11 protein-coding genes are annotated in these 15,767 nt (G+C 30.3%); 10 read left to right on the top strand and 1 reads right to left on the bottom strand.

Features of this window, described 5'->3' with window-relative positions; genetic code table 11:
- Positions 1-27: 27 nt before the first annotated feature.
- Positions 28-1,257 (bottom strand): aminopeptidase, encoded by a 1,230-nt coding sequence (locus CDIF1296T_RS18665; protein ID WP_003429165.1) that lies wholly within the window; start codon positions 1,255-1,257, stop codon positions 28-30.
- A 600-nt stretch (positions 1,258-1,857) separates the two neighbouring features.
- Between CDIF1296T_RS18665 and CDIF1296T_RS18660 the strand changes: the two genes are divergently transcribed.
- The 10 genes from CDIF1296T_RS18660 to CDIF1296T_RS18620 all read left to right on the top strand — a co-directional run bounded on the left by CDIF1296T_RS18660 (position 1,858) and on the right by CDIF1296T_RS18620 (position 15,719).
- Complete coding sequence (locus CDIF1296T_RS18660) at positions 1,858-2,772, top strand: nitroreductase family protein (RefSeq protein ID WP_003435814.1); 915 nt, start codon at positions 1,858-1,860, stop codon at positions 2,770-2,772.
- 23 nt (positions 2,773-2,795) lie between these two features.
- Positions 2,796-3,431: a DUF1847 domain-containing protein gene (locus CDIF1296T_RS18655; RefSeq protein ID WP_003435816.1), complete on the top strand. Its 636-nt coding sequence runs from the start codon at positions 2,796-2,798 to the stop codon at positions 3,429-3,431.
- A 375-nt stretch (positions 3,432-3,806) separates the two neighbouring features.
- Positions 3,807-4,523 (top strand): orotidine-5'-phosphate decarboxylase, encoded by a 717-nt coding sequence (pyrF, locus tag CDIF1296T_RS18650; protein WP_003429162.1) that lies wholly within the window; start codon positions 3,807-3,809, stop codon positions 4,521-4,523.
- 25 nt (positions 4,524-4,548) lie between these two features.
- A complete protein-coding gene (gene carA / locus CDIF1296T_RS18645) occupies positions 4,549-5,592 on the top strand; it encodes a glutamine-hydrolyzing carbamoyl-phosphate synthase small subunit (RefSeq protein WP_009898781.1) in 1,044 nt (347 codons plus the stop codon).
- Positions 5,593-5,644: 52 nt separating this feature from the next.
- Positions 5,645-8,851, top strand: coding sequence for a carbamoyl-phosphate synthase large subunit (gene carB / locus CDIF1296T_RS18640; RefSeq protein ID WP_011862003.1), 3,207 nt, complete (start codon positions 5,645-5,647; stop codon positions 8,849-8,851).
- A gap of 257 nt (positions 8,852-9,108) precedes the next feature.
- The gene (gene carA, locus CDIF1296T_RS18635; protein WP_003429883.1) at positions 9,109-10,158 is read left to right on the top strand and encodes a glutamine-hydrolyzing carbamoyl-phosphate synthase small subunit; all 1,050 of its coding nucleotides are present in this window, start codon (positions 9,109-9,111) and stop codon (positions 10,156-10,158) included.
- Between the two features lie 192 nt (positions 10,159-10,350).
- Complete coding sequence (gene carB, locus CDIF1296T_RS18630; protein WP_021404358.1) at positions 10,351-13,557, top strand: carbamoyl-phosphate synthase large subunit; 3,207 nt, start codon at positions 10,351-10,353, stop codon at positions 13,555-13,557.
- Positions 13,558-13,937: 380 nt separating this feature from the next.
- Positions 13,938-14,060: a hypothetical protein gene (locus CDIF1296T_RS19925; protein WP_009892171.1), complete on the top strand. Its 123-nt coding sequence runs from the start codon at positions 13,938-13,940 to the stop codon at positions 14,058-14,060.
- Positions 14,057-14,743 carry a response regulator transcription factor gene (locus CDIF1296T_RS18625; protein WP_003434895.1) on the top strand — a complete coding sequence of 229 codons (687 nt, stop codon included), beginning with the start codon at positions 14,057-14,059 and terminating at the stop codon, positions 14,741-14,743. The genes CDIF1296T_RS19925 and CDIF1296T_RS18625 overlap by 4 nt, the downstream gene beginning before the upstream one ends.
- The gene (locus tag CDIF1296T_RS18620; protein WP_009898775.1) at positions 14,730-15,719 is read left to right on the top strand and encodes a sensor histidine kinase; all 990 of its coding nucleotides are present in this window, start codon (positions 14,730-14,732) and stop codon (positions 15,717-15,719) included. The genes CDIF1296T_RS18625 and CDIF1296T_RS18620 overlap by 14 nt, the downstream gene beginning before the upstream one ends.
- Positions 15,720-15,767: the final 48 nt, after the last annotated feature.

The raw sequence follows: 15,767 nt of genomic DNA, 5'->3' as shown, positions 1-15,767 counted from the left end.
TCAGCCCTTTTTAGTTAAAATCATATGTTAAAAAGCCCAATTACCATTTTTAAAAATCTGTATTTGCTTTCCATCATAAGTCTCACCAATAATATCCATATCAGCAGAACCAATCATAAAATCTACATGTGTTAAACTATCATTTACACCATGTTCATCCAATTCTTCATCTTTTAAATTGTTTCCACCTTCCAGACAAGTCTTATAAGCAGAACCAATTGCAAAGTGGCAAGAAGCATTTTCATCATATAGAGTATTATAAAAAATTATATCCGTATTGGATATTGGCGAGTTGTATGGAACAAGAGCAACTTCTCCTAAATAATGAGAGCCTTCATCCGTTTCAATAAGTTTTTCTAGTGTATCTAGTCCCTTTTCAGCAGAGAAATCTATTATTTTACCATCTTTAAATGTTAAGAAGAAATTGTCAATTATGTTTCCACCATAAACAAGAGGTTTTGTACTATAAACAGTTCCATTTACTTTAAACTTATGTGGCATTCCAAAAATCTCTTCAGTTGGAATATTCGGATTAAAACTTATTCCATTAGGGTCTTTGGATGCTCCACTTAGCCAAACATGACCCTTTGGCAAGTCTAGAGTCAAATCAGTTTTTGAGGATTTATATTTTAAAGTTTTAAAGTTATTTTTATTTAGAAAGTCCATTTTAGATTTAAGATTTTCATTATGTTCTTCCCATGCTTTTATAGGGTCCTGACCATCTACTCTTGAACATTTAAATATAGCATCCCACAGTTTTTCTATTGCTTTATCTTCTGATAAATTTGGAAACACTTTTTTTGCCCAATCTTTTGTTGGCACAGAGACTATACTCCATTTACATTTATCAGTTAGAGTGTAAGAACGCCATTCTTTTAAAGCTTTTCCAGATGCCTTCTGAAAATTTGCAACTCTTTCAGGGTCAACATCTTTTAATAAATCTGGATTTTGGGCATAGACTGATAAAAATGCCCCACCTTCTTTTGCTATATCTACATATTGTTCTGCTGTCCATTTGGGGAACTCATGAAATGCTTCATCTGGAGCATATAAGTATTTAATAAGAGTACTTTCTTCATCAGACCACTCTATATAAACATTTTTAGCACCACATTTATATGCTTCTTTAAGTGCATTTCTTGCAAAATCAGCACATTCTATTGGTGACTTTATAAGTAGAATTTGACCTGGCTGTATGTTAACTCCAACTTTTATTGCTAATTCAGCGTATTTTTCTAAATTTCTATTTAAATTCATATTTATCCTCCTATATTTTTAATATTGAATAACTTATAAAGTATTATAACATTACTTATGTTTTTAATATTGAACAACTTATAAAATATTATAACTTTACTTAGATTTTGGGTCATATTCAAAATATTTATACTTTATAGATTGAGAAATAAAAAAAATATTTTAATTAAAACAAATTATGAGGATAACAAACTTATTTAAGCAGTATGTTTTTTGTTGATAATAATATTAAAGTAGAAATAAAAATACTTTTTTAGTGAAAAGCTATACAAGAATACCGAAAAAAACTTATAATATAATAATGAGATAGATATTTATAAATGAAAAAAAATTTTTCTGGCAAAGCTTAATTAAAAAGGTAATAGCTAGTGTTGTTATTTAAATTAGCATAGAAAATCAAATAAAAAAATTATGCTAATGTATAGACATTGATAAGGTAGAATTTAAGCCTTTTGAATGCTATATTAAACTAGAGTAGATATTCTTATGAATTTCAAAATAGGGCAGGAGGAAAAAGGAAATAAAACTATAAAAAATATAAAGTATTTATATAAATTTATAGAGTTTATACGTCAGAAGATTTCAGTTAGGAGGGCATAAATGGAGCTTTATGAAGCCATTTTTTATAGAAAATCTGTAAGAAATTTTTCCAGTAAGAAGATAAAAAAGCCATTGATGGAAGAAATAAAAAGAAGTTGTAAAAATTTAGAATACTTAAATGAAGATTTAAATATTAAAGCACATGTTGTTGATAGAGGTCATATAATACATTTTTTGATGGGTAAGGAATGTAAAGTAAAGGCACCTCATTATATAGTAGTTACATCAGACAAAGGTGAGGACTATTTACAGAATATAGGATTTGCTACAGAAGGTGTAGTTTTGCGCCTTACAACATTGGGAATAGCTACTTGCTGGTTGGAAGGAAACTTAAAGAGAGAAGATATCTTGGAATTTGTAGATATTGGGAATAAGAATTTTGAAGAAGATGAGGAAGATGATTTAGATTATCTAGCTGGAATAAAAACAGAAGAAGATGATGAAAACAAAATAGAAAATCCTTATATAATAATAGCATTTGGATATCCAGCAAAAAATGAAGAGTTGTTTAGGACGAGATATGCTAGACCTGATAGAAAGCCAGTAAAAGATATGATAAATAAGATAAATAGGAATAGAAAGTGGAAAGATATCTTAGAATTGACAAGAAGAGCTCCATCTGTAAAAAATTCTCAACCGTGGTATTTCCATAAGGATGAACGAGGTCTTCATTTATTTGAAAAGAGACCTAAGAAACACTGTGAAGATATGAATAAGGTTAGCTTAGGTGTAGCCTTAAGACATTTTGATATAGCTTGTATAAAAAATAAAATAGATGTTTCATATGAAAAACTTCCTATAAGGAATAAAATAGGAAAATCATATTTTATAACTGTAGTCGAGCATGTGAAACCAGAAGAAGAAACCCAAGAAGAAAATGTAACTCTAGAAAAAGAAGAATCGCAAGATGAATAAAATTTTGGAAGGGGATATTGGATATGTATAAGTGTGGAAAATGTAATCTTAGAGGCTGTTCTAATGGAAATATGGATAAATTAATGAAGATATGTCCAACTAGAGAAATTGAACTACAACAAAAAGCAAAGCAACTTTATGAAGAAGAAGAGAATAGAAAAATAGCTTATAATGCTGGATTAGTTGAAGCAGAGGGGTATTGTCAATATACTAGACTAAAAGAGATTATAGAGTTTGCTAAAAAGTGTGGTTATAAAAAGATTGGCATAGCATTTTGTATTGGACTAAAAAGAGAAATGCAAACAGTGCAAAAAATATTTGAACATCATGGGTTTGAAGTATTTTCTGTTATATGTAAAAATGGGGCAATGCCTAAGAGTACAATTGGACTAGAAGCATCTCAAACAATATCAAAGTGTTCAGATGAGGTAATGTGCAATCCAATAGGACAAGCTTTATTTTTAAATGAAGCTAAGGTTGACCTTAATGTAATTCTTGGATTATGTGTTGGTCACGATACTTTAGCCATGAAATATATGGAAGCTCCTATAACAACTTTAGTTGTCAAAGATAGAGTAACTGGGCATAATCCAGTTGCTGCAATATATAATGCAGAATCATATTTTGAGAAAAAATTGTTTGATAAAGATGAAGAATAATTCAAAGACTTATTGACATAAAAAGCAATTAGTGGTTTAATTATAAAAAAGATAAAACTTTAAATTATCCTATAGATACATAAAGTTATATAAATAAAGAAAAATATTACAGCTAAATTCCTTAAAGTAGTCCAGAGAGACTAAAGGGTTATAGATAATGTTAGTATATAACCTCTAGTAAATCTTCTAGAGGTTTTTGATGAGTATAAAATAAAAATTTAAATATAATAAAGTCTTTTAAACTAGTCCAGAGAGACTGGGAAAGATATCTCATAGCTAATGAATAGAGTTATGTATAGATAAAATCCTTATGCCTCTTTTGGTGTGAGGATTTTTTTATGATTATTTAGGCTTTATTAAAAAGGAGATGTAAAAATGATAAATGGTAAAGAAAAATTGATAGTTGCAATTGATACTGACGAATTTGATAAAGCTAAAGAACTAATAGACAGATTAGAAGATAGTGTAGACATATTTAAGGTAGGGCTAGAGCAATACGTTGCCACAAAAGGTAAAACAATAGATTATCTTAAAGAAAAAGGGAAAAAAATATTTTTAGACCTTAAATTCCATGATATACCAAATACTATGAAAAGTGCAGTGAGAGCTGCAGTGAGAGATAATGTTTGGTTAATGACAATACATGTATCAGATATGGAAGGAATGAGACAATGTGCACTAATTGCTAGGGAAGAAGCAGAAAGATTAAATATAGAAAAGCCATTAGTAGTTGGAGTAACAGTTTTAACTTCATTAAGCAACCAAGATTTACAGGACATAGGATGTAATATGACAACAGAAGAGTTAGCTATAAAGAGAGCTAAACTGGCAAAAGAATCAGGAATAGATGGGGTTGTTTGTTCAGCGCAAGAAGTAGATAAAATAGTAGAAGCATGTGGAACTGATTTTATAACAGTTTGCCCAGGAATAAGACCTAAATCAGCAGAGGTTGGAGACCAAAAAAGAGTTGTAACTCCATCAGATGCAATAAAAAAAGGTGCTCATTATTTAGTTGTTGGAAGACCTATAACAAAAGCAGAAAATCCAAGAGAATCAGCTATTAATATTGTAAGAGAAATAGAAAATGCTTAGATAAAATATTTGGGAGGTAGCTTATATGAAGGGGAAATTAATTTTAGAAGATGGAACAGTATTTGAAGGAAAAGCATTTGGATATCTAAAGGAAGCTATTGGAGAAGTTGTATTTAATACTTCAATGGCTGGGTATGGAGAACTATTGACAGATGCAACTTATTATGGACAAATAGTTACTATGACTTATCCACTTATAGGAAACTATGGAATAAATTTAGAAGATGTTGAATCAAATAAGGTGCAAGTAAAAGGACTTATTGTAAGAGAAAAAAGTGATAACCCAAATAATTTTAGATGTGAAATGGATATAGACACATATCTAAAGCAAAATAAGGTAATAGGACTTGAAGGAATAGATACAAGAGCATTAACTAAAATTATTAGAAACAATGGAACTAAGAGAGGAATTATAACTTTAGAAAATGTATCATTACAAGATGTTCAGTCTAAATTAGAAGAGCATTGTAACAAAGATTCAGTAAAAAATGTTACAAGAAAAGAAATTGAAAATATAAAAGGTACTGGAGCTAAAGTTGTAGTTATAGACTTTGGTATTAAAAATAGTGTACTAGAGTCTCTTAAAGCTTGTAACTGTGATATAACTATAGTACCAGCAATGACTACAGTAGAAGAAATTTTAAATATAAATCCTGACTTAATCTTATTATCTAATGGCCCAGGAAATCCAGAGGATATAAATGATATAGTTGAAAATATAAAAAAATTAATAGGCAAAAAGCCATTGACAGGAATAGGTTTAGGACATCAAATTTTAGCATTGGCATTAGGAGGAAAGACTTCAAAGCTTGTATTTGGACATAGAGGAGGTAATCACCCAGTTAAATGCTTAGAAACTGGAAAGGTATTTATAACTTCTCAAAATCATGGATATAATGTTTCAGAAATGCCAGAAAATACAGAAGTAACTCACATAAATTTAAATGACAATACTATAGAAGGAATGAGACATAAGGAATTACCAATATATAGTGTTCAATACATTCCAGAATACACAACAAAAGAAGATTTAGATTGTATATTTAATAAATTCTTAGCATTAATATAGATTTAGTATTATTTACAGATAGTAAAAACCATTTAGATAAGGAGAAAAATTTATGCCTAAATTAGATAGTATAAAGAAAACTTTAGTATTAGGGTCAGGACCAATAATAATAGGTCAAGCTGCAGAGTTTGACTATTCAGGAACACAAGCTTGCCAGTCTTTGAAAGAGGAAGGAATTGAAGTTGTATTAATAAATAGTAATCCAGCCACTATAATGACTGATAAAGAAGTGGCAGATAAAATATATATAGAACCATTAACAATAGAATTTATAGAAAAAATAATAGAAAAAGAAAGACCAGACAGTTTACTTGCAGGTATGGGTGGACAAACAGGGCTAAATCTAGCAGTTGAACTTTATGAAAAAGGCATACTAGATAAATATGGAGTAAAGATAATAGGTACTTCAGTAGAATCTATCAAAAAAGGTGAAGATAGAGATATATTTAGAGAAGTAATGAAAGAAATAAATCAGCCTGTAATAGTTAGTGATATAGTTACAGATTTACAAGCAGGTCTTGATTATGCACTTACAATTGGTTATCCAGTAGTTGTAAGACCAGCATACACACTAGGTGGAACTGGTGGGGGTATAGCTGATAATGAGGAAGAATTAAGAGAAATACTTTCACATGGTCTACAATTAAGTCCTGTTGGACAAGTATTAATTGAAAAGAGTATAAAAGGTTGGAAAGAAATAGAATATGAGGTAATAAGAGATTCAAAGGGAAATTGTATAGTTGTATGTAACATGGAAAATATAGACCCAGTCGGAGTTCATACAGGAGACAGTATAGTTGTTGCTCCAACTCAAACTTTAAGTAACAAAGAATGTGCAATGCTTAAAAAAGCATCTTTAGATATATTAAATGCAGTAGAAGTTCAAGGTGGTTGTAACGTTCAATTTGCACTTAATCCACATAGTTTTGAATATGCAGTTATAGAGATAAATCCAAGAGTTAGTAGATCATCAGCTTTAGCATCAAAAGCTACAGGATATCCAATAGCTAAAGTTTCGTCAAAAATAGCTTTAGGTTATACTTTAGATGAGATAGAAAATGCAGTAACTAAAAAAACTTATGCTTGTTTTGAACCAACTATAGATTATGTGGTGGCAAAAATACCAAAATGGCCTTTTGATAAATTTAAAAAAGCAAATAGAAAATTAGGAACTAAGATGATGGCAACTGGTGAAATTATGAGTATAGGAAGTAATTTTGAGGCTGCTATTCTTAAAGGGATAAGATCACTTGAAACAGGAAAATATTCATTAGTTCACACACCATCTGAGGAGAGAAGCATAGAGGAATTAAAGAAAAGAGTTGTAGTACCTGATGATGAGAGACTATTTGATTTAGCTGAAATGATAAGAAGAGGCTATAAAGTAGAAATGATAGAACAAATTACAGGTATAGATAAATGGTTTATAAATAAATTTAAATGGATAGTAGAGCAAGAAGAAAAATTAAAAGTTATGAAAATTGAAGATTTAACTAAAGACTATCTTCTTGAATTAAAGAAAAAGGGATTCTCTGATAAAGGTATATCTGACCTAATGAAGATAAGTCCAGAAAAATTATATGAATTGAGAAGTCTATACAATATAAAACCAGCATATAAAATGGTTGATACTTGTGCAGGTGAGATAGATGCTATATCTCCTTACTATTATTCAACTTATGAGCAATATGATGAGGTAGTTGTTAGTGATAAGAAAAAGGTGATAGTATTAGGTTCTGGTCCAATAAGAATAGGTCAAGGTATAGAATTTGACTATTGTTCAGTTCACTGTGTAAAATCTTTAAGAAAAATGGACATAGAAACTATAATCATAAACAATAACCCTGAAACTGTAAGTACAGACTTTGATACATCAGATAAGCTGTATTTTGAACCATTAACAGAAGAAGAAGTTTTAAGTATAATAGAAAAAGAAAAGCCAGAAGGTGTAATACTACAGTTTGGTGGACAAACAGCTATAAAATTGGCTAAGTTTTTACATGAAAAAAATATACCTATACTGGGAACAGATTTTGATGATATAGATGCAGCAGAAGATAGAGAAAAATTTGATGATTTACTAGAGAGACTAGATATAAATAGACCAAAAGGAAAGGGTGTATGGTCACTTAACGAAGGTATTGAAGTTGCTAATGAGTTAGGTTATCCAGTATTAGTTAGACCATCTTATGTACTTGGTGGTCAAGGTATGGAAATAACTTATAACGAAGAAAAATTATCTCAATACCTACAAGATGCATTTGATAGAGACCATAAAAATCCAGTACTTATAGATAAATATCTAACTGGTAGAGAAATAGAAGTAGATGCTATATGTGATAAGGAAGATATATTGATACCTGGTATAATGGAACATTTAGAAAGAGCTGGAGTTCACTCTGGAGATAGTACAACAATGTATCCAAGTCAAAATATATCTGATGAAATAAAAGAAAAGATAGTAGAATACACTAAAAAAATAGCTTTAGACCTTAATGTGCTTGGTATGGTTAATATACAGTTTATAGAATTTCAAAATGAATTATATATAATTGAGGTTAACCCTAGAGCTAGTAGAACAGTTCCATATATAAGTAAAGTAAGTGGAGTACCAATAGTTGACTTGGCTACTAAGTGTATGTTAGGAGCTAAATTAAAGGATTTAGGATATGGTACAGGAGTTTACAAAGAGCCAAAATTAGTATCAGTAAAAGTACCAGTATTCTCAATGTCTAAATTATCTAAAGTTGAAGTAAGTCTAGGACCTGAAATGAAGTCTACAGGAGAAGTCCTAGGTGTAGGAGAAAATTTAGAAGAAGCCTTATATAAAGGGTTCTTGGCAGCAGGTAGACATATGTCTGATGAAAGAGGAGTAGTACTTGCTACTGTAAATAATCATGATAAAGATGAGTTTATAGAGATAGCAAAAGATATGAAAGAATTAGGATATACTTTTGTTGCTACAGAAGGAACAGCTAATAGCTTAAGAGAAAATGGAATAGAGGCTGATATAGTAAATAGAGTAGAAGAATCTAGACCAAACATATTAGATGCTATAAGAAATAAACAAGTTGATATAGTAATAAATACACCAACTAAAGGAAATGACTCTACAAGAGATGGATTTAAGATAAGAAGAACAGCTATTGAATTTTCTACTGAAATAATGACATCTTTGGATACACTAAAAGCTTTAGTAGAAGTTAAGAAGAAACATTTAAATAAAGATGAGTTAAAAGTTTACAATATAGCTGAATAGAAATTAAGTTGATTGTATAGTTTAAGAATTTAATTATTAAATAAAAAAAAAGAGGTTATTTTTTCTAGGAGTTTTTACTTTTGAGATAACTTCTTTTTTTTAAGAAATTTGTAGTATAATAGAAAAAGATAAAAAATAAATGTAAATAAGTATAAAACTAGAATGTAAAAGTGAAAAATAGATATAGATATTTAAAAGCTTATATTTAGTTAATGTTCTTTAGTTTGTCTAAAGAGAATTATAGGAGGTACTGTAGTATGAAAGCAAGGTTAATATTAGAAGATGGAACAGTTTTTATAGGAAAGGCATTTGGATATTTAGAAGAAAGTGTAGGAGAAGTAGTATTTAATACTTCGATGATAGGATATGGTGAAGTTTTAACAGACCCTTCTTACTATGGTCAAATAGTTACTATGACTTATCCTCTTGTAGGAAATTATGGTATAAATTTATCATCAGCAGAGTCTGAAAAAGTTCAAGTAAAGGGATTCATAGTAAGGGAGAAAAGTGATTCTCCAAGTAATTTTAGATGTGAAATTGATATAGACCAATATTTAAAGCAAAATAAAGTTATCGGACTTGAAGGAATAGATACAAGAGCTTTGACTAAGATACTTAGAAATAATGGAACAATGAAAGGTATAATTACATTAGAAGACAGTAAATTAGAAGATGTTAAACATAAATTGGATAAGTTTTCAAATACAGAAGCAGTTAGAACTGTTACAAGAAAAGAAGTAGAGCATATAAAAGGAAATGGTCCAAAAGTGGCTGTTATGGATTTTGGAGTAAAAAGAAATATATTAAGATCATTTATAGCTCGTGGATGTGATATAACAATATTTCCAGCTACAACATCTCCAGAAGATGTATTGAGTATAAACCCTGACTTAATATTCTTGTCAAATGGACCTGGAGACCCAGAAGACTTAGAAGATGTTATAGAAAATATAAAAGCTCTTATTGGTAAAAAACCTATAGTTGGAATATGCTTAGGACATCAACTTTTAGCTTTAGCTCTTGGAGGAAAAACTGCTAAACTTAAATTTGGGCATAGAGGTGGAAATCATCCAGTTAAAGACTTAGAAGAAGGAAAAGTATTTATAACTTCTCAAAATCATGGTTATTATGTTTCAGAAGTTCCTGAACAAATGAAAGTGACACATATAAATTTAAATGATAATACTGTTGAAGGAATGAGACATGAGAAGCTAGATGTATACAGTGTTCAATACCATCCTGAAGCTTGCCCAGGACCAAAAGATAATGACTATATTTTTGATAAATTTTTAGAATTAGTAAAATAAACAACATTAGAATAGCTAACTAAAAAACAAGAATAACTTAAATCAAAAAGTCTGGTTTAATTAACATAGATGTATTAAATAGATGTATTGATGAGTAAATTTGAACTTAAGATAAAATAAAGTAATTAAAGTTGATTGTATAGATGATGAAGATAAGAACTGTGAAAATTGTTTAGATAAGGAGAAAGAGTTATGCCTAAATTAGATAGTATAAAGAAAACTTTAGTATTAGGGTCAGGGCCAATAATAATAGGTCAAGCTGCAGAGTTTGACTATTCAGGAACACAGGCCTGCCAAGCATTAAAAGAAGAGGGAATTGAAGTTGTATTAGTAAATAGTAACCCAGCTACTATAATGACTGATAAAGAAATTGCAGATAAAATATATATAGAACCATTAACAATAGAATTTATAGAAAAAATAATAGAAAAAGAAAAACCAGATAGTTTACTTGCAGGTATGGGTGGTCAGACAGGATTAAACTTAGCTGTAGAATTACATGATGCTGGTATATTAGATAAATATAATGTAAAAGTTATAGGAACATCTATAGAATCTATAAAAAAGGGCGAAGATAGAGATTTATTTAGAGAAGTAATGAAAGAAATAAATCAACCAGTAATAGTTAGTGATATAGTTACAAATTTAGAAGCAGGTCTTGAGTTTGCCAATAAGATAGGATATCCAGTAGTTGTAAGACCAGCATATACGCTAGGTGGAACTGGTGGAGGTATAGCTGATACTGAGGAAGAATTAAGAGAAATACTTTCACATGGACTACAGCTAAGTCCTGTTGGACAAGTTCTTCTTGAAAAGAGTATAAAAGGTTGGAAAGAAATAGAATATGAAGTAATGAGAGATGGAAATGGAAACTGTATAACTGTATGTAATATGGAAAATGTAGACCCAGTTGGAGTTCATACGGGAGACAGTATAGTTGTTGCTCCAAGTCAAACTCTAAGTGATGAAGAGTATCAACTACTTAGAAAGGCATCAATAGACATAATAAATGCAATAGAGGTTCAAGGTGGATGTAACGTTCAAATAGCTTTAAACCCACATAGTTTAGAATATGCGATAATAGAAATAAACCCAAGAGTTAGTAGGTCATCAGCCCTAGCATCAAAAGCTACAGGATACCCAATAGCAAAAGTAGCAGCTAAGATAGCTTTAGGTTATACTTTGGATGAGATAGAAAATGCAGTAACTAAAAAAACTTATGCTTGTTTTGAGCCAACATTAGATTATGTGGTAGTAAAAATACCAAAGTGGCCATTTGATAAATTTAGACATGCCAATAGAAAATTAGGAACTAAGATGATGGCAACTGGTGAAATCATGAGTATAGGAAGTAACTTTGAGGCTGCTATTCTTAAAGGTATAAGATCACTTGAAACAGGAAAATATTCATTGGTTCATGCTCCATCAGAAGGTAGAACATTAGAAGAATTAAAGGCTAGAGTAGTAGTACCTGATGATGAGAGACTATTTGACTTAGCTGAAATGATAAGAAGAGGCTATAAAGTAGAAATGATATCAGAAATAACTGGTGTTGATAAGTGGTTTATAAATAAATTTAAATGGATAGTAGAACAAGAAGAAAAATTAAAAGTTCTAAAAATAGAAGACTTAGATAAAGAATATTTACATGAATTAAAGAAAAAGGGATTTTCTGATAAAGGTATATCTGACTTAATGAAGATAAGCCCAGAAAAATTATATGAATTGAGAAGTTTATATAATATACAACCAGTTTATAAAATGGTTGATACATGTGGAGGAGAATTTGAAGCTCTATCACCTTATTACTATTCAACTTATGAACAATATGATGAGGTAGTAGTTAGTGATAAGAGAAAAGTTGTAGTATTGGGTTCTGGTCCAATAAGAATCGGTCAAGGAATAGAATTTGACTATTGTTCAGTTCATTGTGTAAAATCTTTAAGAAAAATGGGAATAGAAACTATAATTGTAAACAATAACCCTGAAACTGTAAGTACGGATTTTGATACATCTGATAAGTTGTATTTTGAACCATTAACAGAAGAAGAAGTTTTAAATATAATAGAAAAAGAAAAACCAGAAGGTGTAATACTACAGTTTGGTGGACAAACAGCTATAAAATTGGCTAAGTTTTTACATGAAAAAAATATACCTATACTGGGAACAGACTTTAGAGATATAGATGCAGCAGAAGATAGAGAAAAATTTGATGATTTACTAGAGAGACTAGATATAAATAGACCAAAAGGAAAAGGTGTATGGACAACTAATGAAGGTGTTGAAATTGCTAAGGAGTTAGGTTATCCAGTATTAGTTAGACCATCTTATGTACTTGGTGGTCAAGGTATGGAAATAACTTATAACGAAGAAAAACTAATTCAGTATTTGGATGATGCATTTGATAGAGACCATAAAAATCCAGTACTTATAGATAAATATCTAACTGGTAGAGAAATAGAAGTAGATGCTATATGTGATAAAGAAGATATATTGATACCTGGTATAATGGAGCATTTAGAAAGAGCTGGAGTTCACTCTGGAGATAGTACAACAATGTATCCAAGTCAAAATATATCTGATGAAATAAAAGAAAAGATAGTAGAATACACTAAAAAAATAGCTTTAGACCTTAATGTGCTTGGTATGGTTAATATACAATTTATAGAATTTCAAAATGAATTATATATAATTGAGGTTAACCCTAGAGCTAGTAGAACAGTTCCATATATAAGTAAGGTAAGTGGAGTACCAATAGTTGACTTGGCTACTAAGTGTATGTTAGGAGCTAAATTAAAGGATTTAGGATATGGTACAGGAGTTTACAAAGAGCCAAAATTAGTATCAGTAAAAGTACCAGTATTCTCAATGTCTAAATTATCTAAAGTTGAAGTAAGTCTAGGACCTGAAATGAAGTCTACAGGAGAAGTTCTAGGTGTAGGAGAAAATTTAGAAGAAGCCTTATATAAAGGGTTCTTGGCAGCAGGTAGACATATGTCTGATGAAAGAGGAGTAGTACTTGCTACTGTAAATAATCATGATAAAGATGAGTTTATAGAGATAGCAAAAGATATGAAAGAATTAGGATATACTTTTGTTGCTACAGAAGGAACAGCGAAGAGTTTAAGAGAAAATGGAATAGAGGCTGATATAGTAAATAGAATTGAAGAACCTAGACCAAACATATTAGATGCTATAAGAAATAAACAAGTTGATATAGTAATAAATACACCAACTAAAGGAAATGACTCTACAAGAGATGGCTTTAAAATGAGAAGAACAGCTATTGAATTTTCTACTGAAATAATGACATCTCTGGATACGCTAAAAGCTTTAGTAGAAGTTAAGAAGAAACATTTAAACAAAGATAAATTAAAAGTTTATAATATAGCTGAGTAAAAGTGATAAGTTTGCAAAGTGGTAAATTTGTTCTATAAGAGGTTATAAATTTTGTATAACAAAAGACTGTAGATAAATTTTATATTCTATATGAGTTTATTTATAGCCATTTATAAAAATTGTATAGTATTTAAATCATTTTAAGATAAAGGGCATTAGCTATAGAAGCTATTGCCTTTTATTTTAATAAATGGATAAATTTAATTTTTCATTGATGTATGAATATAAGCTTGTAAGATGTGTCATCAAGAAAGTAGTGTTAGTAGGAGTGTATGTTTATAAGTTAGTGAGTTAAAAAACTTGCACTTACATTATGTTTTTTGTCTTATCTTGTGTATTTATGTTATAAGAAATATAATAAATCAATGGAGGTATTATGCATGGATTATATAAGAACAAAAGAAACTACTGAAAATTGTGTAATGATAAGTAAAATAGTAGTGTACTATTGCTCTGCTGGAATATATAAAACTAATAAAATAAAGGAGGATGAAAGTAAATGAAACGGATATTTTTAGTTGAGGATGATAAAGCAATTGCCAAAAATCTTATTCTTTTGCTTAATTCAGAAGGATTTATAGTAACCCATGTATCCACAAGAAGTGAAGCACTTGTAGAGATTGCTAAGAATAAATTTGATTTGGCACTTATTGATATTTCTTTACCTGATGGAAATGGGTTTACGATTTGCACAGAAATCAAAGAAAAGCAAGACATTCCTGTTATCTTTTTGACAGCTTCCGGTGATGAATCAAGTGTTGTTACTGGACTGAATATGGGTGCAGATGATTATATTACTAAACCTTTTCGTCCACGTGAACTGATTGCGCGAATTAGAACAGCACTACGAAAAAGTGGGCGTTTTGGGTCAACTTTTGAAATTTGTGGGCTTTATGTAGATACAGCAACCGGTGTTGTGAAAAAGAATGGCAATGAGGTTTTTCTTTCAGCTTTAGAATACCGTTTGTTATTGGTGTTTATTAGCAATCCTAAAAGTATTATTACGAGGGTAAGATTACTTGATGAATTGTGGGATGCGGCAGGTGAGTTTGTTAATGACAACACATTGACTGTGTACATCAAACGCTTGCGAGAGAAGATAGAAGATGACCCTTCAAGTCCACAAATAATTTTGACTGTTCGTGGGACAGGGTATAGATTGGGGGGAAGTTATGTTTCGAAATAGAGAGTTTCGAAAACTTGCTATTTTATTCTTATTAATTACTATTCTCACTGTAGCCCTGGGATTTGCAATCAGTATTATGACTGGAATACTTTCTATTGTTTCTGCCACTACCTTTGGAATAGCATTTTTTGTGTTTACTAAAAATCGATACAAAAGTATTGCACAGATTTCAGAACAAATTAATCTTGTGCTTCATAATGCTAACCATCTGTATATTGCTGAATCAGATGAGGGTGAGCTTTCTATTCTACAAAGTGAAATAACTAAAATGACGTTACGTATTAGAGAGCAAAATTACGCACTGAAAAAAGAAAAAGAACACCTTGCTGACTCACTAGCTGACATAGCCCACCAGCTTCGCACTCCTCTTACATCAGTAACTCTTATTTTGTCACTGTTAGAGAATACTTCTGATGAAGATGAGAGAAAAGAGTTGATACGAGAAACAGAGGAATTACTTATACGAATGGACTGGCTGATTACTTCCCTTTTAAAATTATCACGTTTAGATGCAGGTATTGTAGTCTTTCAAAAAGAACAAATTGATGTGAATAATTTGATTAGTTCTGCACTTCATCAACTTTTGATTCCTATGGAACTGCACAATATCACTTTACATATTGATATACCAAAAGGAGTAAGGATTTTGGGTGATTTAAATTGGCTTTCAGAAGCAATTCAAAATATATTTAAAAACTGCATGGAGAGTGTGGGTGATAATGGAAAAATTGATATCATTTGTGAGGACAACTTTTTGTTTACTCAACTTACTATTCATGACAACGGAGCAGGCTTTAAAAAAGAAGACTTACCATGTCTATTTAACAGATTTTATCGTGGGAAAAATTCAAGCACAGCTGGTTATGGAATAGGATTGGCACTTTGTAAGACGATTATTATGAGACAAGGAGGAACAATTACTGCACAAAATCACCCACAAGGTGGTGCAATATTTGTTATTCGTTTTCCAAAGTGACGAATCTCTCATTTAAATGTCACTTAAATGTAAGTTGAAAGTCCTATG

Origin of the sequence: Clostridioides difficile ATCC 9689 = DSM 1296 (assembly GCF_001077535.1) — a bacterium.
GTDB classification, from domain to species: domain Bacteria; phylum Bacillota; class Clostridia; order Peptostreptococcales; family Peptostreptococcaceae; genus Clostridioides; species Clostridioides difficile.
This window is presented reverse-complemented; position numbering and strand designations above follow the sequence as displayed.

What these genes read in the sequence shown, in the direction of transcription:
- CDIF1296T_RS18665 (WP_003429165.1), bottom strand. Translation starts at nt 1,257, where the DNA reads ATGAATTTAAATAGAAATTTAGAAAAATACGCTGAATTAGCAATAAAA.
- CDIF1296T_RS18660 (WP_003435814.1), top strand. Translation starts at nt 1,858, where the DNA reads ATGGAGCTTTATGAAGCCATTTTTTATAGAAAATCTGTAAGAAATTTT.
- CDIF1296T_RS18655 (WP_003435816.1), top strand. Translation starts at nt 2,796, where the DNA reads ATGTATAAGTGTGGAAAATGTAATCTTAGAGGCTGTTCTAATGGAAAT.
- pyrF (WP_003429162.1), top strand. Translation starts at nt 3,807, where the DNA reads ATGATAAATGGTAAAGAAAAATTGATAGTTGCAATTGATACTGACGAA.
- carA (WP_009898781.1), top strand. Translation starts at nt 4,549, where the DNA reads ATGAAGGGGAAATTAATTTTAGAAGATGGAACAGTATTTGAAGGAAAA.
- carB (WP_011862003.1), top strand. Translation starts at nt 5,645, where the DNA reads ATGCCTAAATTAGATAGTATAAAGAAAACTTTAGTATTAGGGTCAGGA.
- carA (WP_003429883.1), top strand. Translation starts at nt 9,109, where the DNA reads ATGAAAGCAAGGTTAATATTAGAAGATGGAACAGTTTTTATAGGAAAG.
- carB (WP_021404358.1), top strand. Translation starts at nt 10,351, where the DNA reads ATGCCTAAATTAGATAGTATAAAGAAAACTTTAGTATTAGGGTCAGGG.
- CDIF1296T_RS19925 (WP_009892171.1), top strand. Translation starts at nt 13,938, where the DNA reads ATGGATTATATAAGAACAAAAGAAACTACTGAAAATTGTGTAATGATA.
- CDIF1296T_RS18625 (WP_003434895.1), top strand. Translation starts at nt 14,057, where the DNA reads ATGAAACGGATATTTTTAGTTGAGGATGATAAAGCAATTGCCAAAAAT.
- CDIF1296T_RS18620 (WP_009898775.1), top strand. Translation starts at nt 14,730, where the DNA reads ATGTTTCGAAATAGAGAGTTTCGAAAACTTGCTATTTTATTCTTATTA.